22 protein-coding genes are annotated in these 21,893 nt (G+C 35.8%); 2 read left to right on the forward strand and 20 right to left on the reverse strand.

Annotated elements, in window-relative coordinates; genetic code table 11:
- Window positions 1-39 precede the first annotated feature (39 nt).
- Window positions 40-144, reverse strand: coding sequence for a hypothetical protein (locus ACFVR1_RS14640; RefSeq protein WP_387585051.1), 105 nt, complete (start codon window positions 142-144; stop codon window positions 40-42).
- A 290-nt stretch (window positions 145-434) separates the two neighbouring features.
- On the opposite strand from ACFVR1_RS14640, the gene ACFVR1_RS14645 reads away from it, so the two are divergent.
- Window positions 435-737 (forward strand): phospholipase, encoded by a 303-nt coding sequence (locus ACFVR1_RS14645; RefSeq protein ID WP_387585052.1) that lies wholly within the window; start codon window positions 435-437, stop codon window positions 735-737.
- An 81-nt stretch (window positions 738-818) separates the two neighbouring features.
- On the opposite strand, the gene ACFVR1_RS14650 is transcribed toward ACFVR1_RS14645, so the two are convergent.
- The gene (locus tag ACFVR1_RS14650; protein ID WP_387585053.1) at window positions 819-1,253 is read right to left on the reverse strand and encodes an SRPBCC family protein; all 435 of its coding nucleotides are present in this window, start codon (window positions 1,251-1,253) and stop codon (window positions 819-821) included.
- Entirely contained in the window at window positions 1,250-1,951 is a 702-nt protein-coding gene (locus ACFVR1_RS14655) for a YwaF family protein (protein WP_387585054.1), read from the reverse strand. The genes ACFVR1_RS14650 and ACFVR1_RS14655 overlap by 4 nt, the downstream gene beginning before the upstream one ends.
- Before the next feature lie 191 nt (window positions 1,952-2,142).
- Here ACFVR1_RS14655 and ACFVR1_RS14660 point away from each other — a divergent pair, with 191 nt between their 5' ends.
- Complete coding sequence (locus tag ACFVR1_RS14660; protein ID WP_387585055.1) at window positions 2,143-2,328, forward strand: hypothetical protein; 186 nt, start codon at window positions 2,143-2,145, stop codon at window positions 2,326-2,328.
- Between the two features lie 300 nt (window positions 2,329-2,628).
- Here the strand turns inward: ACFVR1_RS14660 and ACFVR1_RS14665 are convergent, their stop codons facing one another.
- The 17 genes from ACFVR1_RS14665 to ACFVR1_RS14745 all read right to left on the reverse strand — a co-directional run bounded on the left by ACFVR1_RS14665 (window position 2,629) and on the right by ACFVR1_RS14745 (window position 21,699).
- Window positions 2,629-3,744: a M20 metallopeptidase family protein gene (locus ACFVR1_RS14665; protein ID WP_387585056.1), complete on the reverse strand. Its 1,116-nt coding sequence runs from the start codon at window positions 3,742-3,744 to the stop codon at window positions 2,629-2,631.
- Window positions 3,745-3,781: 37 nt separating this feature from the next.
- Window positions 3,782-4,897, reverse strand: a complete 1,116-nt coding sequence (locus ACFVR1_RS14670) for a M20 metallopeptidase family protein (protein ID WP_387585057.1) — start codon at window positions 4,895-4,897, stop codon at window positions 3,782-3,784.
- Between the two features lie 239 nt (window positions 4,898-5,136).
- Window positions 5,137-6,423 (reverse strand): glycosyltransferase family 2 protein, encoded by a 1,287-nt coding sequence (locus ACFVR1_RS14675; RefSeq protein ID WP_387585058.1) that lies wholly within the window; start codon window positions 6,421-6,423, stop codon window positions 5,137-5,139.
- 682 nt (window positions 6,424-7,105) lie between these two features.
- Entirely contained in the window at window positions 7,106-7,369 is a 264-nt protein-coding gene (locus ACFVR1_RS14680; protein WP_387585060.1) for a zinc ribbon domain-containing protein, read from the reverse strand.
- A gap of 228 nt (window positions 7,370-7,597) precedes the next feature.
- Window positions 7,598-8,512: a hypothetical protein gene (locus ACFVR1_RS14685; RefSeq protein ID WP_387585062.1), complete on the reverse strand. Its 915-nt coding sequence runs from the start codon at window positions 8,510-8,512 to the stop codon at window positions 7,598-7,600.
- Between the two features lie 122 nt (window positions 8,513-8,634).
- Window positions 8,635-9,696, reverse strand: coding sequence for an LLM class flavin-dependent oxidoreductase (locus ACFVR1_RS14690; RefSeq protein WP_387585064.1), 1,062 nt, complete (start codon window positions 9,694-9,696; stop codon window positions 8,635-8,637).
- Window positions 9,697-10,426: 730 nt separating this feature from the next.
- Window positions 10,427-10,933 carry a YehS family protein gene (locus ACFVR1_RS14695; RefSeq protein WP_387585065.1) on the reverse strand — a complete coding sequence of 169 codons (507 nt, stop codon included), beginning with the start codon at window positions 10,931-10,933 and terminating at the stop codon, window positions 10,427-10,429.
- Between the two features lie 623 nt (window positions 10,934-11,556).
- A complete protein-coding gene (locus ACFVR1_RS14700; RefSeq protein WP_387585067.1) occupies window positions 11,557-11,757 on the reverse strand; it encodes a hypothetical protein in 201 nt (66 codons plus the stop codon).
- An 86-nt stretch (window positions 11,758-11,843) separates the two neighbouring features.
- Entirely contained in the window at window positions 11,844-12,497 is a 654-nt protein-coding gene (locus ACFVR1_RS14705; RefSeq protein ID WP_387585069.1) for a M48 family metallopeptidase, read from the reverse strand.
- 528 nt (window positions 12,498-13,025) lie between these two features.
- Window positions 13,026-13,208: a hypothetical protein gene (locus ACFVR1_RS14710; protein ID WP_387585070.1), complete on the reverse strand. Its 183-nt coding sequence runs from the start codon at window positions 13,206-13,208 to the stop codon at window positions 13,026-13,028.
- A 779-nt stretch (window positions 13,209-13,987) separates the two neighbouring features.
- On the reverse strand, window positions 13,988-14,956 hold the full coding sequence (locus ACFVR1_RS14715) for a tRNA dihydrouridine synthase (protein WP_387585071.1): 969 nt from the start codon (window positions 14,954-14,956) through the stop codon (window positions 13,988-13,990).
- 374 nt (window positions 14,957-15,330) lie between these two features.
- Window positions 15,331-16,695, reverse strand: a complete 1,365-nt coding sequence (gene rlmD, locus ACFVR1_RS14720; protein WP_387585073.1) for a 23S rRNA (uracil(1939)-C(5))-methyltransferase RlmD — start codon at window positions 16,693-16,695, stop codon at window positions 15,331-15,333.
- Between the two features lie 110 nt (window positions 16,696-16,805).
- Window positions 16,806-17,543, reverse strand: a complete 738-nt coding sequence (locus ACFVR1_RS14725; RefSeq protein WP_387585074.1) for a GTP pyrophosphokinase — start codon at window positions 17,541-17,543, stop codon at window positions 16,806-16,808.
- 142 nt (window positions 17,544-17,685) lie between these two features.
- Window positions 17,686-18,387: a YjjG family noncanonical pyrimidine nucleotidase gene (locus tag ACFVR1_RS14730; RefSeq protein WP_387585137.1), complete on the reverse strand. Its 702-nt coding sequence runs from the start codon at window positions 18,385-18,387 to the stop codon at window positions 17,686-17,688.
- 827 nt (window positions 18,388-19,214) lie between these two features.
- The gene (cydS, locus tag ACFVR1_RS14735; RefSeq protein ID WP_387585076.1) at window positions 19,215-19,319 is read right to left on the reverse strand and encodes a cytochrome bd oxidase small subunit CydS family protein; all 105 of its coding nucleotides are present in this window, start codon (window positions 19,317-19,319) and stop codon (window positions 19,215-19,217) included.
- A gap of 11 nt (window positions 19,320-19,330) precedes the next feature.
- Window positions 19,331-20,356, reverse strand: coding sequence for a cytochrome d ubiquinol oxidase subunit II (locus ACFVR1_RS14740; protein ID WP_387585078.1), 1,026 nt, complete (start codon window positions 20,354-20,356; stop codon window positions 19,331-19,333).
- A complete protein-coding gene (locus ACFVR1_RS14745) occupies window positions 20,353-21,699 on the reverse strand; it encodes a cytochrome ubiquinol oxidase subunit I (protein ID WP_387585080.1) in 1,347 nt (448 codons plus the stop codon). The genes ACFVR1_RS14740 and ACFVR1_RS14745 overlap by 4 nt, the downstream gene beginning before the upstream one ends.
- Window positions 21,700-21,893 lie beyond the last annotated feature (194 nt).

Raw genomic sequence — 21,893 nt, forward strand, 5'->3', positions numbered from 1 at the left:
CCTAGCAAAGTGTGAGATATTTCCTTTACCCAGTTATGTTTATGTTCCCAACAGTTCCACACGTCGTACATGTTTACCATTATAGCCTTGTACTATAGAATAATATAATCCAATTAATGAATAAGCAATAGTGATGTTTTTCATAGTAGGTCCTACATGCTGTAAACTGTATGCATCAATTGCATGCTGATGCAAAAAATCGAATCCTTTTTACTAAATTCACTAATCAAGAACTCTATCGTTTTTCAACTTTTCAATTCTCATTAATATTCCCTTTTCTAAAATCCCATTGTATGTATTAAAATTAACACAGTAATTTTTTGTAGATTCTAATGGTTTCAAATAAAATGTGAAACTCCTAGGTACTTGTTGATGCAATAACATAGACTAAAGAATAGATTATATTAGAAGTTTATAGAATTAAGTTAAGGGAGGTGGTTGATTTGTCACGGAGAAGAAAGAGGGGCTTAAGTTTTTGTGTATTTCCAGGATACAAATGGTGTGGACCAGGTTGCAGTGGACCAGGTGCCCCAATAAATGATGTAGATGCAGCTTGTAAAGCACATGATGAATGTTACAGTAGGGGCAGAAATCGGTGTGAATGTGATCGTGAATTCCTCCGCCAACTGCATCCCAAAATAAATGTCTATACTCAAAAAGGTAGACACGCTCGTACACTCTATAATTATATAAGATTTCAAACAACATTTACCTGTAACTCTTATAAAAGAAAGTAAGTAAATACCGATTATTCATTTTTTGGCTCCAGGTTCACATAGAATTTAATATCGCTATAGAACCTGGTATCCAAGAGATTGTCACTTCACTATTCCACTTCTCAAATCACTTATACCAAATTCCAAGAAACCTTTTAAGCAGGTCAACATATAAACCCAGCCTTCTTTATTATCTATCAATTTACTTATTAACTCTTCATCGTTTTCTTTAAATCCTTCTTCATTAACTTCTATAATCGTATGGTTGTTATTTAACTCTTTCAACGAAATGGTAACAATATGTTCATCCTCGGGAGTTCCCCATTTAAACACGATTTTCTCATTCTCTAATATTTCCATCACTTTTATATCCACCGTTGCATTGTATTCGTCATATATCAATGTAATAGCTTTTCCTTGTTCCCATCTTTCCGAACTCGATGTAAACCAAAAGTTCCCAATTTTTAAAGGATCTACGAAAGATTCAAATACTTCATTTGCCGGCTTTAATATGCTCATTTTTGTAAGATTATTCACGCTAACTCACTCCTTTTTATTGGTTTTCTAAATATTATCCATAAACAAATGAAAATTGAAAATGCAACGATTTCTAACGATAAGATATACCACGGATACGGACCTAAAAAGTCAAGTATACTCCCACTTGCAGGTTTCTTTCTCAAAAACATATAATTTCCTTTCAGACAAATGTTTAACACAAATATACAAGGAAGTAATATATTTAAGGCAACCATCGTCTTAATGATTCCTTTGAATGTAGGACGATAACCTTTCACCCAAGTAAAATAAAGTGCTGTTAAAATTATTCCGAAATGCGTATAAAAAAAGTGAAAAAACCTGAAATGAGGAAAGCTTAGATCTAAAACTGGTGTTGCTACCGCTTGAAGCGCTCCTCCAATGCCAGCATAAAAAACAAAATCATATACATGCCTATTTCCTGTCCACAAAAGAATTATCGTCAGGATTAAACTAATACTGCATAATTCAAGTGGTAATGAATTACCCCAATTCCACCTTCCAGTTTGATAGAGCCAAACATGATATACAATTTCCATTATCAATAATGAAAGTGCAAAAAGACGTTCGATTAACCGAATTTTATTCGCTGGAACTGACCATCTCTTTTTTGTTATAAATACTAGAATGATTAGAAAGCATAGCCCCACAATTGCACTGAAATGTGCAATCGAAAACATCTGAAACGAGGGTTCCAAGTTCTCACCATCCCTTTTTCGAATTCTATTTTTCTTTTCTTTTAGTACTATTCGTGTTCCATACGCAAAATCCCTTTGCTATATTTAACAAATAGCTCAGTAAAAAATAGTATGGATATGGAGGTTTAAGCATATAATCTTAATACTAGTAAATTTCGTGATTAATAGAAGATATGAAGGAGGGTCAAGAATTGAAAAATAATAGCAATCAAAAAACAGTTAATGTGATTAAAAAAGGAATAAGTTTCGGAACTTGCCTTTCTATGGTTATTTCGTACACGGCATACAAATCTATAGGTTGGGCTATTATACACGGTTGTTTAAGTTGGATTTACGTTATTTATTACTTAGTAAAACATGCACATAGCATATTTTAGTAAAGTCACAAAGTCCTCGTAATTCAACTTTACGAGATGGAGAAGCAAGAAAATCGTTGAAACGGCTCCCTTTCCGCGGGCGATGCCTCAGCCTCTTCGCTTCGCTGCGGGGTCTTCTGCTAACGCTATTCCCGCAGGAGTGTCGCCTTTTTCAACGATTTTCTAAATACACTCTTTCAGCGCCTTCAAATTCATAGGGTGGGCTATTGTGCAAGCATATTTAAATTGACTTTACGATTGTATAAAAGAGCTGCCTCAAATGAGACAGCTCTTTGTTGCTTTCTGTTTGTTGAGTTCATATTACAATTCAGCTAGACCTTTGAAAAGTTCAACAGCAGTTTCGATTATTTCATCACGAAAGTCATATTCATATGTATGAACATGTGGATAGTTTTCGCCATTTCCAATATAGCACATTGCTCCTTTTGTCTGCTTCAAGTAGTGGCCATAGTCTTCTGAGGCACGAAATGCTTGTGTCATCTCAACTAATTGGAACCCTTTATTTTCGCAAACCGTTCGTATCTTATCCGCGCTTCCCTTGTGGTTCACTGTTTCTGGAAAAGTATCATTATATGTAAAACTTACTTTTAGACCATACTTTTCAGCTTGAAAGCAAGCAAAGTCTTCGAGATTCTTTTGCAGTTTGTCTAATTCAGCTTCGTATAATGCACGGATCGTTAATAGCAAGTTACCCTTGCTCGCTGCTAAGCCAAATGCTCTTTCTCCTATATCTACTTGAACTACCGTACATAAAACGATACCATCGTTACTTTCAGGGGATATAAAATCTGGAATAGCATCAATAACTCTAGCTATAGCAAATGCGGGATTTACTCCATCCTCAGGTTGACTAGCATGGGCAGGAGCCCCTTCCATATGGATTGTCATCCCTTTTGATGCACATTGTGTTGTTCCATCAATTATGTTCACTGATTTATAAGCCATACCACTCATGTTATGATAAGCAAAAATCTCTTCAATGTTATTTTCCTTTATAAAAGATACACACTGTAGAGCGCCATCACCAGTTTCCTCAGCATGTTGGAAGAGGAAAAAGATGTTTTTGTCTGCGCCATTTTGGTCAATCTCTAATGCAAATCCTGCTAAGCTTGCAGAATGACCATCATGTCCACATTTGTGAGAAACGCCGGGAAACTTAGAAGCGTGTGGAATATCAATCAATTCCGGCATAGGAAGTGCATCAAAATCAGCACGGAATGCAATATTCTTTTTATCCTTCCCTGCATGATAAATTGCATAAAACCATTGTTCATTATCCACGATTTCCAGTTTTGTATGGGTTTTTAAGAAATCGATTAAATACTGTTTCGTCCAAGTTTCATGATTTGAAATTTCAGGATGTTGATGTAATTCATGACGCAACTGTTTCACTAACTCTAGGTTTTTAATTTCCACTTTGTATAGCTCCTTTATTGGGTCATTTACTACAGGTTTATAGTTCAGCAAGCCCTTTAAAAAGTTCAACAGCTGTTTCAATGATATCATCACGGAAGTCATACTCATACGTATGAAGAGGAGGATAATCTTCGCCGTTACCGATATAGCACATTGCACCTTTTGTTAGTTTTGTATAATGACCGTAGTCTTCCGATCCACGGAATGCTTCTTTCATTTCTACTAAATTGAACCCTTTTTCCTTTGCTGCTTTACGAATTTTGTCAGAGCTTTCCTTGTCATTTACAGTTTCCGGAAAGGTGTCATTATAAGTGAAGCTTACCTTCAAGCCGTATTCTTCTGCTTGAGCCTTTGAAAGCTCCACTAGATTTTTTTGAAGTGTATGCAGTTCATATTCATGAAGCGCACGGATTGTTAGAAGCAACTCGCCTTTGCTCGCAGACATTCCAAATGCTCTTTCACCTATATTTACCTGAACAACTGTACAAAGTACGATACCTTCATTGTTCTCAGGAGAAATTAACTCAGGGATTGCATCAATAACCTTTGCAATAGCAAAAGCTGGATTTACCCCATCCTCTGGTTGGCTTGCATGAGCAGGAGCACCTGCCATTTGAATAGTCATACCCTTAGAAGCACAATGAGCTGTACCATCTATTACATTTATGGAGTTGTAAGCCATACCGCTCATATTATGATAAGCAAAAATTTCTTCAATATTATTTTCTTCAATAAAAGATGCACACTGAGCTGCACCATCTCCTGTTTCTTCCGCATGCTGGAATAGGAAATAGATGTTTTTGTCAGCACCCTTTTGATCAATTTCAAGTGCAAAACCAGCAAGACTCGCTGAGTGTCCATCATGACCACATTTATGAGAAACACCTGGAATCTTTGATGCGTGTGGTATATCAATTACTTCTGGCATTGGGAGTGCGTCAAAATCCGCTCTATATGCAATATTTTTTTTATCTTCACCAGCATGATAAATAGCATAAAACCATTGACCCTTATCTACTATTTCTAATTTTGTATACGTTTTCAAAAAATCAATTAAATGTTTTTTCGTCCAAGCCTCGTGATTTGAGAGCTCAGGGTGTTGGTGTAATTCATGACGTAATTGAATTGCTAATTCAAGATTCTTCTTTTCCATTTTAAATCTCTCCTTTTATATCAAATTTATAGAATGATTTATTTATCTAAATAAATTATATTCCTAGAAAATAAGAAACAATAGATTCTAATATTTTTACTTTAAATAAATTTTTTTACTTTTTATAATAGTTCCTAAAAACATCTACAGAAGAAGTAAAAACCCCGAAAAGGTCACTGTTTTTCAAAAGTGTCCATTATTCGGGGTTCAATGTTTTTTTGGAAGATTCTATATTACTCTTATCGTACATCATCAAGGGATTTCACCACGGTATGAGCAATTGGTTTCCATTCGACATGCTTAAACAAGGCTACGACAGAAATTGGTATATACGTAAACATAAAAAAAGGAAAAGTTATTGTATAAGCTATTTTTTTCCATCTTGAACAATGAATTTTTTCCCATTCCGTTAACGTTGTTATTAAACCAAGAAGAAAAAGTATTCCATAATACCATCCAAAAGAAAGTAATATTCCAAGAGAAGCTTGAGGCATAATCTCTTCACTACCAAATATTCCTAAAAAAATTGCCAAGTAAAATAATCCATTAACAATAATAGAAACACTGGAAACGAGAACGGCTGGCATGACCATCATAGTCATATCAAAGCATGAAAACCGGTTACCCTTTCCTCGAAAAATATTTCTAATTAAGCTCTTTCTATATTTAGAAAAGACCTGATAAAAACCTTTCGCCCAACGTAACCGCTGATTCCATGACTGTGAGAAGGTGACTGGTTGCTCGTCATAGAATATTGCATTTCTGCAATAGCCAATCTTTTCTCCCTTAATAATTTCAGAAACGGAAAATTCGATGTCTTCCGTAAGTAAATGGTGAATCCAACCTCCATTGTCTTTGATTAAATCTGCTTGTACTAGAAATCCTGTTCCAGAAATCGCACAACTAGTGTTTAAAGCCATTCTTGGAAGGTTAAGATATTCTGCCTCATGTAGAAACCAGAGTGCGTATCCTGCAGATATCCAATTCTGGTCATAATTTTTAGAGTTTCTATAACTGGTGATTATTTTGTATCCTTGATTAAATGTTTTGTTCAACTCCGCTATATAATTTTCATCAAGGAGATTATCTGCGTCAAACACAATATATCCATCATGATTTCTGGAGGAGTATTCACTTCCAATTATTTTAAGGATAAAGTCAAGGGCATATCCCTTTCCAATCTGAATCTTATTGAAACGCTCTCTGACGATAGCTCCAGCGTCCTCTGCAACTTGGGCTGTATTGTCGGTACAGTTATCCGCTACAACAAAGATATCTATCAATTCCTTGGGATACTTTTGATTTTTTATGCTTTTAATAAGTTGTTCAATGACTAGCTCTTCATTTCGTGCTGGGATAATTACTGCATATTTATGATAATGAACCTTTTGAATTTCAGAGTTCTTATTCTGTTTCGCCTTAAATGCCACAAACATATAAAATATCTGATAAGAATACATAAACGTAAAAAATAAGAACATAAAAAAATTAAAATATCTAATATAAATTAAAAAAATCGAGTCCAAACTGATACCCCCACGATGGTAAAATATTTTTCAACATTGTAGTAATTATGTCGAATAAAATATCTTAACACCCAAATTATGTAGCTGACTCTTACGGATTCTAAGTACATTACGTTGATTTGACACGTTATTTTTGTCATGATTTTTATTATGCCCTGAAAGATTAAGGATATTACAAATATTAAAGTCCTTATTTAAAGCAATATTTAGTGCAAACAAAGTATTAAGCACTTAAAAATAGTTCTACTGTACAGACATTCTTATTAATATCTCGTTTTTTGTCAGATAATAAATTAAAATTTTTTTTTAAAACTTATTTATTTGACGCTTCTTTTTACAATACAAAAAGAAATAACCGTCCCCTCAGAATTAGGTTTGACGGTTATTTCTGCTCTTAGGTAAATCATTCTTTCTGCAGTTACAAGATGAAAGCGAGATAAAGGTATACAATTGCATTTAATTCATTACATACTTTTGGAGAGGAAAATAGATGAAGTGGTTTATCTAGTAGAAACTAAGAATATTTTCTTGAGTGCATTGGACGAAAAGAGGAAATAAAAAAAACAGCTACAATGATTCGGAAATCGTTGTAGCTACACTTGGTTATGTCCAATAGGATAAAAAATCGTATATTTCTTTTTAATACAGAATTAAAGATTTTTTTGCATCTTATAAAATAGCTTTAGTTTTTCCATCTCTCTAATTTATGAATATTTCTCGTAAAAATTTTTGCTACAAACTTAGGAAATTTCATCTCTACCATTTTATCCATTACTGTTTCTTTCATCCCATCTACTGTAATGTTTGGTAACGTGAAGGCTCCATTTTCATAACAGTGACTGCAGTACATATTACTTCTTTGTCCATTCGCTTCAGTTCCTCCACCATTTTCATCACTTTTTAATGGCATTCCGCAACTTTGACAGTTTTTATAGTTATTTTGCATTGTACATCCCCCTTATTATTTTGCTTTTCTCTTTTTATCATTTGATTGGATATTATTTAATTCGCTTTAATGTACATTTTTCCCTCTTTATTATTCCTAACTCCTGTCAGACATAAGTGGGCATTATTTGACGAAGTAAAAAGCGGCCGAAAGTGTGGCTTCAGCCGCTAGTTGCATTTTTAATAACTAGAATTTTTTAGAGTAGTTTCCATTTCCGCGTTCTTTCTTTTATACACCGCCTACCTCTAACGGTTTTCCTTCTATAATCTTTTCAACTTCTTCATAACCTGTTGGAAATGCGAAGTTGTAGCGGGCAGGTAATGCAAAAACGTATTTTTCATTGCGGTTTAACTCGGATGGTCCAATAGGTGCCGCTCCTATATGGAATTTCTCCTGCTGCAGTAAATTCCATTGCTCTATTGTGAAAATCATAATCGGAATATCTTGACGTGGGTTTTCCAAAGTCCACTCAGGATGTCGGAGTGAAATTATTGGCCCTGTCTCTACAACTTTTTCACCTTCGGATGTAGAAATAGCTAGTCCTTCCCATTTATCCGTGACAATCGAATAATTTTCCCAGGTCTTCGGTAATTTAAATATAAAACCATATTCATTGTTTTTATAAGTTATGGAATCACTTTGTTCTTCCTTACCGAGAGTAACCTCATTAATAAGCCATTGGTCTCTTACTTTTTCGACTACGAGTTTAATAGGAATTTTACTAACGACTTCATCTATATTTGCTATTTCAATTATTTCACCGCTGAGTGTATATGCATGCTCAGATTTTTTTTCCTTAGTTATTATGTCAATTCGATCTGGCCACGGACTGGAAGATAATCTTCCTGGGGCTTTGATTGGATCAGTCAACCACTGTTTTATAAGCTCGGGAGAAACGATATCGCCATAATAGTCCTGCATATTCTCTTCTAGTTGTTCTTTCGGACCTAATAAGGACACATGTTGAAGGCTTTTTCCGAACTTTTCAACTACACCCAATACCGTCTGTTCCTCGTTCTCACTTGTATTTGTTGTTTCTGACGCAACTTTCTCTTGAGATTGTACTTGAAGTGCATTATCTTCATTTGTACATCCAAACAATAAAACGCTCAATAAAAGTATTACACCAAATATTTCTTTCATCTTCTTCCCCTCCCGAAAATAACTGTACATAAATAGACGTCTTCTATTAACATTTCGTTACAATCGGAATCTAACATCTTATTCATTCAGGCTAATTAAAACATGTACTAAATCACGCTAAACTATAACGTATTTTCCGTTTCCGCTTCCCATCGTTCAATTTCAGCTCTTACGATTGGTGCCACTTCTGTTCCTAACAGCTCAATAGCTTTTAGCACATCCTCATGTGGCATAGAACCAACAGGTACATGGAGCATGAATCGTGTAATGCCAACGTTTTTACGAAGGAAAATAATTTTTTCCGCGACAGTTGCTACGTCTCCTACATATAAAGCACCTTCTAAACTACTTGCTTCATCAAACGTTTTACGTGTGTACGGTCCCCAACCACGTTCTTTCCCAAGAACATTCATTACTTGTGCAGTAGATGGATAAAATTTATCTTTTGCACTTTCTGTTGTCTCAGCTACAAAACCATGAGAATGAGAAGCTACCTTTAGCTTCGAAATGTCATGACCAGCCTGTTTTGCCGCTCGTTTATATAATTCGACGATTGGTGCAAACTGCAATGGACTTCCACCAATAATCGCTAGAACAAGTGGCAAACCAAGAATCCCCGCGCGCACAGCAGATTGTGGTGTACCACCACTAGCAATCCAGACAGGTATCTGAGTTTGAACAGGTCGAGGATAAACACCTAAGTTATTAATAGATGCACGATGTTTACCACTCCATGTCACTTTCTCAGATTCTCTAATTTTCAATAATAAATCTAGTTTTTCATCATAAAGCTCATCATAATCTTGTAAATCATAACCAAATAGAGGAAATGATTCAATAAATGAACCTCTTCCTGCCATGATTTCTGCACGTCCATTGGATATTGCGTCAACAGTTGAAAACTCTTGATATAACCGTACTGGATCGTCTGAAGATAATACGGAAACAGCACTTGTCAGTTTAATTTGTTTTGTCTGTGATGCAGCTGCAGCTAGCAAAACAGCTGGAGCAGAACACGCAAAATCTTCACGATGATGCTCTCCTACACCAAAAACATCCAATCCTACTTTATCTGCTAAGACGATTTCCTCCACTACTTCACGTATACGTTCAGCGTGGCTAATTACTTTACCTGTATGTACATCTGGTGTTGTTTCTACAAATGTTGTTAGTCCAATTTCCATCGTAATTGCCTCCTCTTTTAAAAATGAACTGAATTTATCTAGACGTAGTTCATCATACAATTATAAAAAAGGATTCTCAATATTCGTGCTTGTATTGCTTCAAGGATAATCGATACAATACAAAAAAAGCGCAAAAGTCCTTTAAGTGCATCTTGTCTTCACTAATTCTAGAGTGCTCGGGACGAAACATTGGCTACACTATTATCGTTGGAATTGTGTAGCTGGAAGTGACTGCGTCACTTCCAGCTACAATTTTTTCGGTAATCTTGTTGCAGATGTTTGTCCGTCGCCCTCTTGAAATATGGATAGACGAGGTACATAAGGTTTGGATAATGAAAGAATAAATCCTTTCCTATTCTATTAAAAGCGGACGAAGATACAATTTCGTCCGCTACTTTGCTACTTTATTAATCGATACTATCTATTTTCTATATGTCCACTTTTCCTATTAATAAGCATTGGAAAGTCCCAGTTCATTATTTAGGCGAAGCATCTTGACTATCTTATTAGCAATGGTGGTTGAAGCGGAAGGCGGCGACTCTTAGGGGATTAACAAGCAAATCAAGACCTTGAACGGAGCGCAGCGAAACCTACAAAGTGTCCGCCTACAGCGGAAATCAACCTGTTCCTGGTATAATTCATATACTTATCTTTTCAAAAAAGCCCTTTCCGAAGAAAGGGACTTTTAAATCATAATCAGACACTATAAACACATTACTTTATTATATGGTTATTCTCGATGTTTCACAGCTAAGCCTCTTAAGAATTTACGTGCGAAATTATCACCACATACTTTATAATTTCGATGTCCTTCTTTTCGTAAAATAGCGCCTAACTCGCCTTTTGATACAGCGATACCACCCTCATCAAGAATATCCAGCATCTCTTCCGTTGTTAATTGTAAGGCTACTTTCAATTTCTTAAGAAGCATATTATTAGCACTCTTTTCAGGCGGTTCAGGACTTTCTAGTTGTCCTGGTTTTGGATCTTGTTTACCTCTTTTAAAAGTAATGAAGCCATTTAAAAAGGACTCTAACATCTTATGATTACATTTTATCTGTTCTTCATTTTCCTCTACATCCACTACATCATCGTACTCATCTTTTGATTTTGTAAGTATTTTTGGCACATCTTCTTTCGCTACTTCTATCCCGCCAAGTTTAAATATTTCTACCATATCTTTATTTTTTATATCTAAAGCATACCTTAGTCTAATTAATATATCGTTGTTATCCATTTATAAACCTCCTAATTATGCTATTTGTATATAGTTCTACGCAGATTATATATTATATCACGTAATGAACTAATAATGCGGCGTTTAGGAAGAAAAGTGCCAGGTTCCAAAACAATTCAGAATTGTTTTAGATCCTGGCACCATTATATTAATAATTACGAACTGTATATTCCTTTATTTCTTTTGGGAGTGGGGAAACATACTGTTCACCGTTCCGACGTTCAACTAGCTCTGCTATGAAAGCCTCATGCATCCTTTAAGTGCATTTGGTCTTCACTATTTACAATGTGCTTTGGACGAAACATTAGCTACACTATTACCGTTAGATTAATGGATCGTGAAGTGACTGAGTCACTTCACGATCCATTTTTTTCGATAATTTTGTGGCGGGTGTTTGTCCGTCGCCCTCTTGGAATATATAAAGACATGATGCACTTGGTTTGGAATGAGAGATAAGATGCTTTCCTATTCTTTTTTTAAAAAAAGAAGACGAAGATGAATTTCGTCCGCTCAGCGCTTCTTTATCAATAGATGCTTTTTATTTTTTTTAGATTCCACCTACTCTGACCATCTTTTATATACTTTTTCCAAAAAAGTATTCCCACTTTGCAAACCATAGTTCATCAATGTAAGAAATATTCATAGTAAGCACCTTGAAAGAACAAAAAGATTTCACCTAATACCCCTACACAAAAAAATAGAAAATAGTAGGTTGCCTTTGTTATTTCTTTACTAAATAGTTCCTTAAAAGCTTGAATAATCAATTGTTCGAATTTAAACCAATTTAGAATCCAGCCAACAATAAGAAAAGTAATGATTGCCATATTGAATAATCCTTTCTTAATTAAATTTTGTCGATCATACTGGCACCTGTTTCAAGCAACACATCACAAAAAACAGTTCCATTTTCTTAAAGTGACATTGAATGCCCGTGTCTTGCTAAATATTCTTCCTTATCTTTATAATCTGGCATAATACTCCCAACACGTCTCCAAAATGATCGATCATGATTCATATGAATTAAATGACATAGTTCATGGATTATCACATAATCGATAACTTCAATTGGAGCCATCGCTAGTCGAAAATTAAAGGTTATCTTTTTATCCGAACTACAACTACCCCACTTGGTTTTAGACTCAACTATTTCAATGATTTTTGGCTTTACTTTCAGTTGTTTTTGATATATTTTTATCCGTTCTTCTACAATTTTCTTACAGCTAGTGACATAGAACTTTTTAAGATTTCTTTTAAGTGTATCTTCATTTAACTCACTACTGTCTATTAATTCATGAAGAAAACACTCTTTCCCAAGGTATAAGAACCTCCCTTGAGTGTGATACTCTCTTGCCTTAGGGGTTTCTCGAGCTACTCCGATTTCCTGAATTTTCTCTAGTATCCATTTCCCTTTACTTTCTATTGCACTGATAATAATTTCTTTACTTGTGTCTTTGGGAACTTTAACAGTTATGAAACCAAACGAATCTATATGAATGGATAGCTTCTTTCTCTTTCCATACTGAACATTAAAATCGATCATTTTATTTCCAATTTCAACTTTCATAACTAACATCATCTTTATACATTTATTTTTAACCCCTGTTTTTTAATAAAATCATTCTACTTTTTCAACTTACCTCTGTTTTCTTTTTATTCTTAGACTCTAAATAGAGTGCCTATCAAAAGATTAACACTTTTTATGTAATTCATTTTTGTTCAAAAAAAACAAAAAATTGCACCCCACCGTATAGTCTATACTAACATTTAGGGTGCAGTTCAATCACTCTTTATTTTATTTTGTTGATATCTATTGTTTTTCCTTCTTTCTGCCACTCTGTAACTTATCATCTTCAAACGCCACGTAGTCTTTCGTGATATTTATATCGTGAAAAATCCTTATTGGATAGGTGTTTCCTAAATAAAGAAAACTCTCACCATAAGAAGTTGCCATTTGTCCTCTAATAATTCAATCACACTTTCGTTGTGTGTCCCTTCGATTTCAACACTTCAATATTTCCATAGTGATTTTTTATACTTTAAAATAAAAAGACGTAGCCACACCTCCTCGGTGCAGCAACGTCTTTTATTCTAATCATTTATATCCATTCAATAATTGATTTCGACGATTTTCTGCATTCCGTGCTTCAATCTCCTTGGCTATCTGATCCTTCCGTAATTGCCCATTTAAGCGTGGGTCTTGTAATCGCATTGTACTTAAGCCCGACGTTCCTACTTTTTTACTTACTTTCTTTATTTCACCTTCAAAAAATAACATGTCCATCCCTCCCTCCTATAAATTAATCAAAGAAGATAATTAATACAATCCTTCCCCTCTCTCTAAAATACGCAAACATCTAGGACATACGAAGGGTTTGCGCACAGGAAATAGGAATTTTGTTAGACATGCAATGCAAATAAAAATTGAGTAAGTGAATAGAAAGTATTATTTGTAGTTAGTAGATTGTTTCATGAAAAGTTAATATTCCCCTTACAAATTGAGATTAATTTTCCGAAATCTCTCTTTCACCAGAACCTACATCACCTGTAAATGATGGAGATCTATTCATTATAATCGCTTAGTCGAGAGCCTTTTGAATTTTCAGCTGTTACGGGGTTCATTTTTGAAATTAAGAGCAGTAAAAATCACTTGTGCGAGGGGTTCTAGGTCAGCACCACAAACCGGCAGTAGTAGGAAATAAATTTAAAGGAGAAAATGAATCTTGTTGAAGTGAGGGAATGTTATCTTTTCAAACAAAAAACAGAAAATAGCTTAATTATTTTCCTTCTTAAAAAGCTAGTAACCCTATACGTGTTTGCAGGCATTTTTTATTGGTGGTTTAGCACTCAGATGAATATAAATAAATAATCGGAGCTAAGCTTGAACAACAAGAAAAAGAACAAATTCCATCATCGGGAATTCGTTCTTTTTTATTATACTAATTCTTACCACGCGACAGCTTCTCCAGGGCAATCATTAGATATAGTAGAGTCCCTATTCTTTTGCTCATAAAACTTAAGATATTTATTGCAGTTATTTCAGTCTACTGTCCGGCATCAATCCACATGGCTTGCTTCAAAATTATCAAGCAATATACGTACTTCATCCGTTGATTTCGTGTTCATCAATTGATTTCTTAATTCACCAGCTCCTCGGAATCCTTTAACATATATTTTGAAGAAGCGATGAAGCGCCGAGACTGAACGTGGCAATTCTTCAGAATATTTATCTTGAAGATCAAGTTGCAGTCTTAAAAGATCAAGGTACTCTTTACTGCTATGCTCTTTTGGATCTTTTTCAAAAGCAAAAGGATTTTTAAAAATGCCTCGCCCGATCATAACGCCATCGATACCATATTGTTCAGCAAGCTCTAGGCCCTTTTGACGGTCAGGGATGTCTCCGTTGATTGTTAGTAGCGTATTTGGTGCGATAAGGTCACGAAGTTTTTTGATTTCCGGAATTAGCTCCCAATGCGCATCTGCTTGGCTCATTTCACTTCTTGTACGTAAATGAATAGAAAGGTTCGCAATATCCTGTTTTAATATATGCGTTAGCCACTCCTGCCACTCGTTTACTTCGGTGTAGCCAAGTCTTGTTTTCACGCTGACAGGTAGTCCACCCGCTTTTGCTGCTTGTATAATTTCTGCAGCAACTTCTGGGCGAAGAATAAGGCCGCTTCCCTTCCCTCTAGATGCCACATTCGGCACAGGGCAGCCCATATTAATATCGATGCCTTTAAATCCTAGCTCTGCCATCCCAATACTCATTTGACGGAAATATTCGGGTTTATCTCCCCATATATGTGCAACCATTGGCTGTTCATCTTCTGTAAAAATCAAACGTCCACGCACACTTTTCATGCCCTCTGGATGACAATAGCTCTCCGTGTTTGTAAACTCTGTAAAAAATACATCCGGTCTACCGGCTGCACTTACTACATGACGAAAAACAACATCCGTCACATCTTCCATTGGTGCAAGTACAAAAAATGGTCGTGGTAAATCACGCCAAAAATTTTCTGTCATATTCTAATTCATATCCTCTCATTATGGGAAACACTGTCAAACTCTCATCCCCAAAAATGCTCCTACTTCTTGAACAGTAGGTTTAAGTAATTAAGTCATTATTATAGTATAACCTAGCTTTTTTAATTTATCTTCACACAGTTTCCTCTTTTACTAGATTTTCATTTTGGAAGAAGCTATAGTTGGCACTTTCGCTCATTGGATATTAGCTTGATTTTTTCTGGAAATTTAGAAGTAAAAGCAGACGGCCAATTAGAAGTGTAGTATTTCACTTCTAAACCGTCTGCTGTTTATGTTTCAACGAATATTAAAATAAGATATACCTAAGACGGATCCTAACAAAAACTACGTGAAAAAATACGCTTAAATTAGGTTTAGTCAGTTAGTTCAAGCCACGCACAGCACTCCACGTGGGTCGTCTGTGGGAACATATCCACCGGCTGAATTTCTTTCGTTTTATATCCGCCATCTTCTAAAATACGCAAATCACGTGCAAGTGTCGCTGGGTTACAAGATACATAGACCACTCGTTTAGGACGTTGTTCGATGATCGTATTTAGCAATGCTTCATCGCATCCTTTTCGAGGTGGATCCACTACTAGCACATCTGCTTTCCTGCCTTCTTCATACCATTTTGGAATAACTTCCTCTGCTGGCCCTGCCTCAAAGTAAGTGTTCGTGAATCCATTTAATTTTGCATTTCGCTTTGCGTCTTCAATTGCTTGAGGTACAATTTCCACTCCAAGCACTTGCTTCGCTTTATGGGCAAGGAATAAAGAAATAGTACCAATTCCGCAATAAGCATCGATTACGGTTTCATCTCCTGAAAGCTGTGCATAATCTAGTGCTTGTTTATAAAGTACTTCCGTTTGCTCTGGATTTACTTGATAGAACGAACGAGCAGATATTTCAAAACGTACATCCCCTATTAAATCTTCAATAACCGCTTTCCCCCAAAGGACGTTTGTTTCATCTCCAAAAATAACGTTGGTATTGCGATTGTTTACGTTTTGTATAATGGAGGTTACGTTCGGTTCAATTGCTTGAATGAAGTTAATAATCTCATCCTTTTTCGAAAGCTTCGGATGCTTCGTTACAAGCACGACCATTACCTCTCCAGTTGCTCTCCCTTTTCGAACGACAAGATGACGTAATTGTCCTTTTTTCGTGTCTTCATTGTAAGGAACTAAATCTAGCTCTAATGCTTTTTCTTTTATAGCTCGTAACAAACGATCTGCCGAATCAGTTTGAATTAAACAAGTATTTGTATCTGCAATTCGATGTGTTTTTGATTGATAAAAACCTGCGATTACTTGTCCATTTTCGAGATTGAATGGAATTTGTGATTTGTTGCGATATTCCCAAGGTTTCTCCATTCCTTTTACAGGTAGAACTGGCGCATCGATTTTTCCGATGCGCTTCATTACGTTGCGAACCATATTTTCTTTCCATACAAGTTGCCCTTCGTAAGTCATATGCTGCAGTTGACAACCTCCGCATTCGCCAAATACAGGACATGGTGCTTTTACACGAAAAGGAGATGGTTCTACGATATTTATTAATTTTGCAAAGCCATAGTTTTTCAATGTTTTTAACACATGGATTTCTGCTGTTTCATTTGGCAGGCCACCCTGGACAAATAAAGGGTAGCCCTCTACTTTGGCAACCCCTGCTCCGTCATGCGTTAAATCCTCTATATGAACTGTTATATGATCGTTTTTAGTTACTGGTGTATTCACTTTATTTCTCCGTTCTAGTTTTGATGGCTCCATTATACCAAAAATAAATGCCTTATTGGAATAAAGCATCCTTTAAAAAGTGTAAAACAGACGCCATTGTAACGTCTGTTTTACACTTTATCTAGCATTTCCAATAAAGCTGTTGGAATTGTTCCATGTTGGTTTTTAATCATTAACTTAGTAAGTTCATCGACCGTTTCAAATTTATTTTCATCTTTAATTATTTTCACTTCATTGTGAAGTCTCTCCATCTTCTGGTCCAACGCAAATGCGGAATCTGCCGCTTCTTTTAGCTCTTTTAACAATCTTTCAGGAACAAACTGATCATATTTATAAAATATTTTATGTTCAAGGCTTGCCCAAAAATCCATTGCTATTGTACGAATTTGAACCTCCACAGTCACAAGTTCCTTACAATCGGTCATAAAAACAGGAATTTCTATTAATAGGTGCAAACTTTTATAACCATTGTTCTTTGGATGCTGAATATAATCTTTTACTTCTAATATTTTCAGATCACTTTGGCTTTCTAGCATTTCAAAGATTTGATAAATATCCGTGATAAATGAACAAATAACACGCATTCCCGCAATATCTCTCACATTTTCACGTATGCTTTCAACTGAAATGCCCTTACCTTTTCGATTAAGTTTACTCAATATACTTTCTGGCGCCTTTAATCTCGAGTTTATATGTTCAATTGGATTATAATCGTGAATCATTAAAAATTCTTCTTGAAGAATCTCAATCTTTGTTTCTAATTCAGCTAATGCAAATTTATACATGAGCATTAGACGTGTCATATTTTTTTTCATGTGTTGAAACTGTTCAATTTGTTCTGAAATCATAAATATGCGCTCCTTCAATATGTACATGAAGAAATCATACCAAATTTACTTTCACTAAACAAAAATTACGCAAGCTTGTAAATCGGTTATATCAAGTACTTTACGAAAGGAACCGTGATTTTCTTACACAATCACTTTGTTATTAGACTTCCGTTGGCTGTGGATCGACGATTCCCATCAATTGATTCCATGCTTGAATTTCGTAAGTTGGTTGGATTCCGGACTTATTTTCCTTTGAATGAGGATTAAACCAACAAGTGTCCAGTCCAAAATTGTTTCCACCTTGGATATCGGATGTTAGCGAATCTCCAATCATTAAAACGCGAGATGGATCTGCTATGTTCAATTTATTTAGTGCATACTCAAATATTTGTGATTGGGGCTTTTGAAATCCTGTTTCCTCTGATGTAATAATTGCCTCAAATATATCTTTCAGTGATGATCCATTTACTCTTCCATACTGTGCCTCTTTAAAGCCGTTTGTAAGTAAAGCAAACCGACAACCCGAAATACAGGCAAACATTTCGTCCACCCCGTCAATCATATGAACTTCTTTTCCTAAGTTTTCAATATACTTTTGACCAAAAGCAGCCGCATCTACATCTAGTGCATATTCTAAAAATAAACGTTTAAAGCGCTCCGCTTTAAGATCTCCTAAAGTTGTGCGTCCATGTTCTAAATCATCCCATAGCACTTTACTAATCGCTTTATAGCTTTCTAAATAATCCTTTATACCGTTAGGAAAACCATATTCACCAAATGTATGTTGAAGTGCATGTAGTTCAGTCATTCCAAAATCAAGTAATGTATCATCCAAATCAAATAATAAAACATCGTATTTCATTGTATTTTCCAACTTTCTAAACATATTTATGCCCTATTTTATCATATTAATTTAAACGCAAGCGTCCTTTAAGTGCATCTTGTCTTCACTATTTCTAGAGTGCTTTGGACGAAACATTGGCGACACTATTACCGTTGGAATTGTGTAGCTGGAAGTGACTGCATCACTTCCAGCTACACTTTTTTCGGTAATCTTGTGGCGGATGTTTGACCGTTGTACTCTTAGAATTTGTGTGGACATGTTGCGTTTGGTTTGGCTAATGAGAGAAATAATGCTCTCCTACTCATTTAAAAGATTCCGAAGATACTATTTCGGAATCTCTTTATTTCTTTACCTTATGATACAAACTATTTTTCTATAGTTCCGCTTGCAAATATGGATTTCAAATGAAAGTGCCAAACTTTGGGACGTGTCTTTCTTATTTGCATGGTACAAAAAATTGTTTTCTCTAGCAATAGTATCTCTCACTTAGGTACTACTCGCTTTATGGATTGGAGTAAAAGGTGGCGACTCCAGCCGGAGGCCAACAGGATGTTGGTCACGAAGGCGTTGCCACACGATGTGGCGTTCTTAGCCTTTGTTCCCCTGTGAGACAGATGAACCATCACAAACGAACGCGTTAGCGGGCGGTGATGGTTCATCGCTCACCCCGCGGAACGCGTCCACCTGAAACGGAAATCCACTATTTTTGAAAAAATACCTACACTTTATACATTCAAGTGTAGGAGGTATTGTTGGTTCTCAACTTCTTGAATCGTAGTGAATTGTCAGAATTGTTTCTGACACAGGGACGCTTCTAGTCAGAATTGTCTCGAACACAGGGACGTTCAACTCTCTGAAACTGATTTGTCCTTCGGTGCTACCCAGAAGGCAGCCGCAATCGAAGCGATTAATACAATAAATGGTGCGTAAAAAATAAGAAAGTTAGTCATGTTGCTCCTCCTTATGCGTGATTGTCTTTTTTCCCACGAACATAGTCTTTATTGAACAAAAACAATTTAAGTAGTAAAAATAACGACGGAATTAATAGTCCAAGCCCCGCTATAAAGGCAATAATTAAAGAAATTGCCATCGTTGGGTTCGTAAAACCGTCATAAAGTGTTAAGTGTGGGTACAGTAAATACGGATAATGTGAAATACCATAAGCAAAAAAGGCAAGAGCAAATTGCCCAATTAGTAAGCTCAGAGCAAATCCATATTTCTCTCGTTTCCAAATGAGCCGCACAGTTCCTACGAACATAATAGCCGAGATTCCAAATAACCACCAAAAGTCAATCATGCGATTATAATGTTCCGCATTGTGATCTCGTAATTCTACAATAATTCCTGTAGCTGTTATCATGAGTGGTAATGCCCAAATGAGAGCGTATTTTCTCATAAGGCTTGTCGCTTTTAAATCTCCTGCTTTATCTGCGTACCAAGTCAAAAATACAGCTGAGATGTAAAGAACAGCAGCAATACTAAGTACAACAATACTCCATGTTAGAGGATTAGTGAAAAGTCCCCAGTAATCCAGTACAGGCTGACCATCCACCATCGATACAAAGCCGCCTTCTGAAATGGTTAATACGATAGAAAGGGATGCTGGTATAAACAAACCCGCGACACCATACATAAACGAATATCCTTTATGCCCACGAGAACCATATGTTTCAAAAGCATAATACGACCCACGAATAGCCAATAAAATTATTGCTATACTTGCCGGTACGAGTAATGTTGTACCGTAAAAAAAAGCGGTTTTTGGAAAAAATCCAATTGTCCCTACGAAGAAAAATACTAAAAAGACATTCGTTACTTCCCATACAGGCGATAGGTACCGTTGAATAATGTTCGTCAAAATATGTTGCCTTCCAGTTAACAAACTATAGGCATTAAAAAAGCCTGCTCCAAAATCCACGGAGGCAATTATTAAGTAACCGAATAAAAAAATCCATAATACGGAAATCCCAACAATCTCAAGTGTCATGAGAAATCACCGCCTTTTTCAGCATGTCGATCTTCCAGTTCTTGTTCAACTGGATTATTTTTGAACATACGGCGCAACACTACGATACTTCCTATTCCCAATACAAGATATAATCCAGCAAAAAGAACTAGCATTATATCAACATGATTACTTGTAGTGGCTCCCTCTGCAGTCCGCATAAATCCTCTTAAAATCCATGGTTGACGACCTACTTCTGCAAGCCACCACCCGAGCTCAATAGCGAGCACCGCAAGTGGTCCTCCCATAACAACTATCCAACGAAACCATCTAGCCGAGATAAACTTCCATTTTTTCACTTTACCAAACACATAAACAATCGATAAGAACAATAAAAACATACCAATCATGACCATTCCATCAAACATATAGTGAATATAAAGTGGTGGAACCTCGTCTTCTGGGAAATCATTCAGTCCAATTACTTCTGAAAATGGATTATCATGCGCTAGAATACTTAGCGCGTAAGGAACTTTAAAAGCATATTTTATTTCTTTCCCATCTAAAATTCCTAATAAAACAAGAGGCGCTCCTTCTTTCGTTTCAAAATGCCACTCTGCTGCTGCTAATTTTTCTGGTTGATATTCAGCTAAATACTTACCTGAAAAGTCTCCAATAAGTGCTGCTGCAATTGCAAAAACAAGTCCTAATTTCATCATTAAGAATAGAGATTTCTTATGATAAATATGGTTGGAACCTTTAATTAATCGAAATGCTGCAATAGATGCTAGAACAAATGCACTTGTCATATAAGCAGTTACTAGGACATGTGCAACCTTGGTTGGCATTGCTGGATTCATCATAGCAACTAAAGGTTGGATATTAATAAGTTCCCCATCTAATATGTCAAATCCTTGTGGGGCATTCATAAAAGCATTCACAATTGTAATGAATACCGCGGATGCAGATGCACCAATAGCAACTGGGATAAGTAATAATAAATGTTTCTTTTGATTTTCGAAACGATCCCAAGTATATAAATAAATGCCTAAGAAAATAGCTTCAAAGAAAAATGCAAACGTCTCCATAAACAATGGAAGTGCTATTACATTTCCCGCTAATTGCATGAAGTTTGGCCATAAAAGAGAAAGTTGCAAACCAATTGCCGTTCCAGTAACAACGCCAACAGCTACGGTAATAACAAAGCCTCGAGCTAATCGCCTTGCAAGTAATATATAATGCTCATCATTCTTTTTTATTCCTACCCATTGGGCAATCATTATCATAAGTGGTACACCTACGCCAATGGTTGCGTAAATAATATGAAAAGATAAGGTCAACTCAGTTAATACACGACTAAAAAACACTGCTTCTGTGCTTCCCACGCTTCATTCCTCCTTAGCTTCCAAATATTCTTCCTATAATCGATAGCATCATTATTCCTGCAACAATAAAAGCAAGCCACATTAAATACTTTTCTTGTTTTTTATACATGCGCTCCACTCCTCATGCCTCTATAATACCCTAAAAAAGAATCTTTAAAATATCGATCCTTGTCTGTATTCCAACAATATTATGG

Origin of the sequence: Psychrobacillus sp. NPDC058041 (genome assembly GCF_042885655.1) — a bacterium.
In the GTDB taxonomy this organism is placed as follows: Bacteria; Bacillota; Bacilli; order Bacillales_A; family Planococcaceae; genus Psychrobacillus.

What these genes read in the sequence shown, in the direction of transcription:
- ACFVR1_RS14730 (WP_387585137.1), bottom strand. Translation starts at nt 18,387, where the DNA reads ATGAAATACGATGTTTTATTATTTGATTTGGATGATACATTACTTGAT.
- ACFVR1_RS14700 (WP_387585067.1), bottom strand. Translation starts at nt 11,757, where the DNA reads ATGGCAATCATTACTTTTCTTATTGTTGGCTGGATTCTAAATTGGTTT.
- cydS (WP_387585076.1), bottom strand. Translation starts at nt 19,319, where the DNA reads ATGACTAACTTTCTTATTTTTTACGCACCATTTATTGTATTAATCGCT.
- ACFVR1_RS14680 (WP_387585060.1), bottom strand. Translation starts at nt 7,369, where the DNA reads ATGCAAAATAACTATAAAAACTGTCAAAGTTGCGGAATGCCATTAAAA.
- ACFVR1_RS14685 (WP_387585062.1), bottom strand. Translation starts at nt 8,512, where the DNA reads ATGAAAGAAATATTTGGTGTAATACTTTTATTGAGCGTTTTATTGTTT.
- ACFVR1_RS14670 (WP_387585057.1), bottom strand. Translation starts at nt 4,897, where the DNA reads ATGGAAAAGAAGAATCTTGAATTAGCAATTCAATTACGTCATGAATTA.
- ACFVR1_RS14640 (WP_387585051.1), bottom strand. Translation starts at nt 144, where the DNA reads ATGAAAAACATCACTATTGCTTATTCATTAATTGGATTATATTATTCT.
- ACFVR1_RS14710 (WP_387585070.1), bottom strand. Translation starts at nt 13,208, where the DNA reads ATGTTATTTTTTGAAGGTGAAATAAAGAAAGTAAGTAAAAAAGTAGGA.
- ACFVR1_RS14705 (WP_387585069.1), bottom strand. Translation starts at nt 12,497, where the DNA reads ATGAAAGTTGAAATTGGAAATAAAATGATCGATTTTAATGTTCAGTAT.
- ACFVR1_RS14695 (WP_387585065.1), bottom strand. Translation starts at nt 10,933, where the DNA reads ATGGATAACAACGATATATTAATTAGACTAAGGTATGCTTTAGATATA.
- ACFVR1_RS14725 (WP_387585074.1), bottom strand. Translation starts at nt 17,543, where the DNA reads ATGATTTCAGAACAAATTGAACAGTTTCAACACATGAAAAAAAATATG.
- ACFVR1_RS14740 (WP_387585078.1), bottom strand. Translation starts at nt 20,356, where the DNA reads ATGACACTTGAGATTGTTGGGATTTCCGTATTATGGATTTTTTTATTC.
- ACFVR1_RS14690 (WP_387585064.1), bottom strand. Translation starts at nt 9,696, where the DNA reads ATGGAAATTGGACTAACAACATTTGTAGAAACAACACCAGATGTACAT.
- ACFVR1_RS14715 (WP_387585071.1), bottom strand. Translation starts at nt 14,956, where the DNA reads ATGACAGAAAATTTTTGGCGTGATTTACCACGACCATTTTTTGTACTT.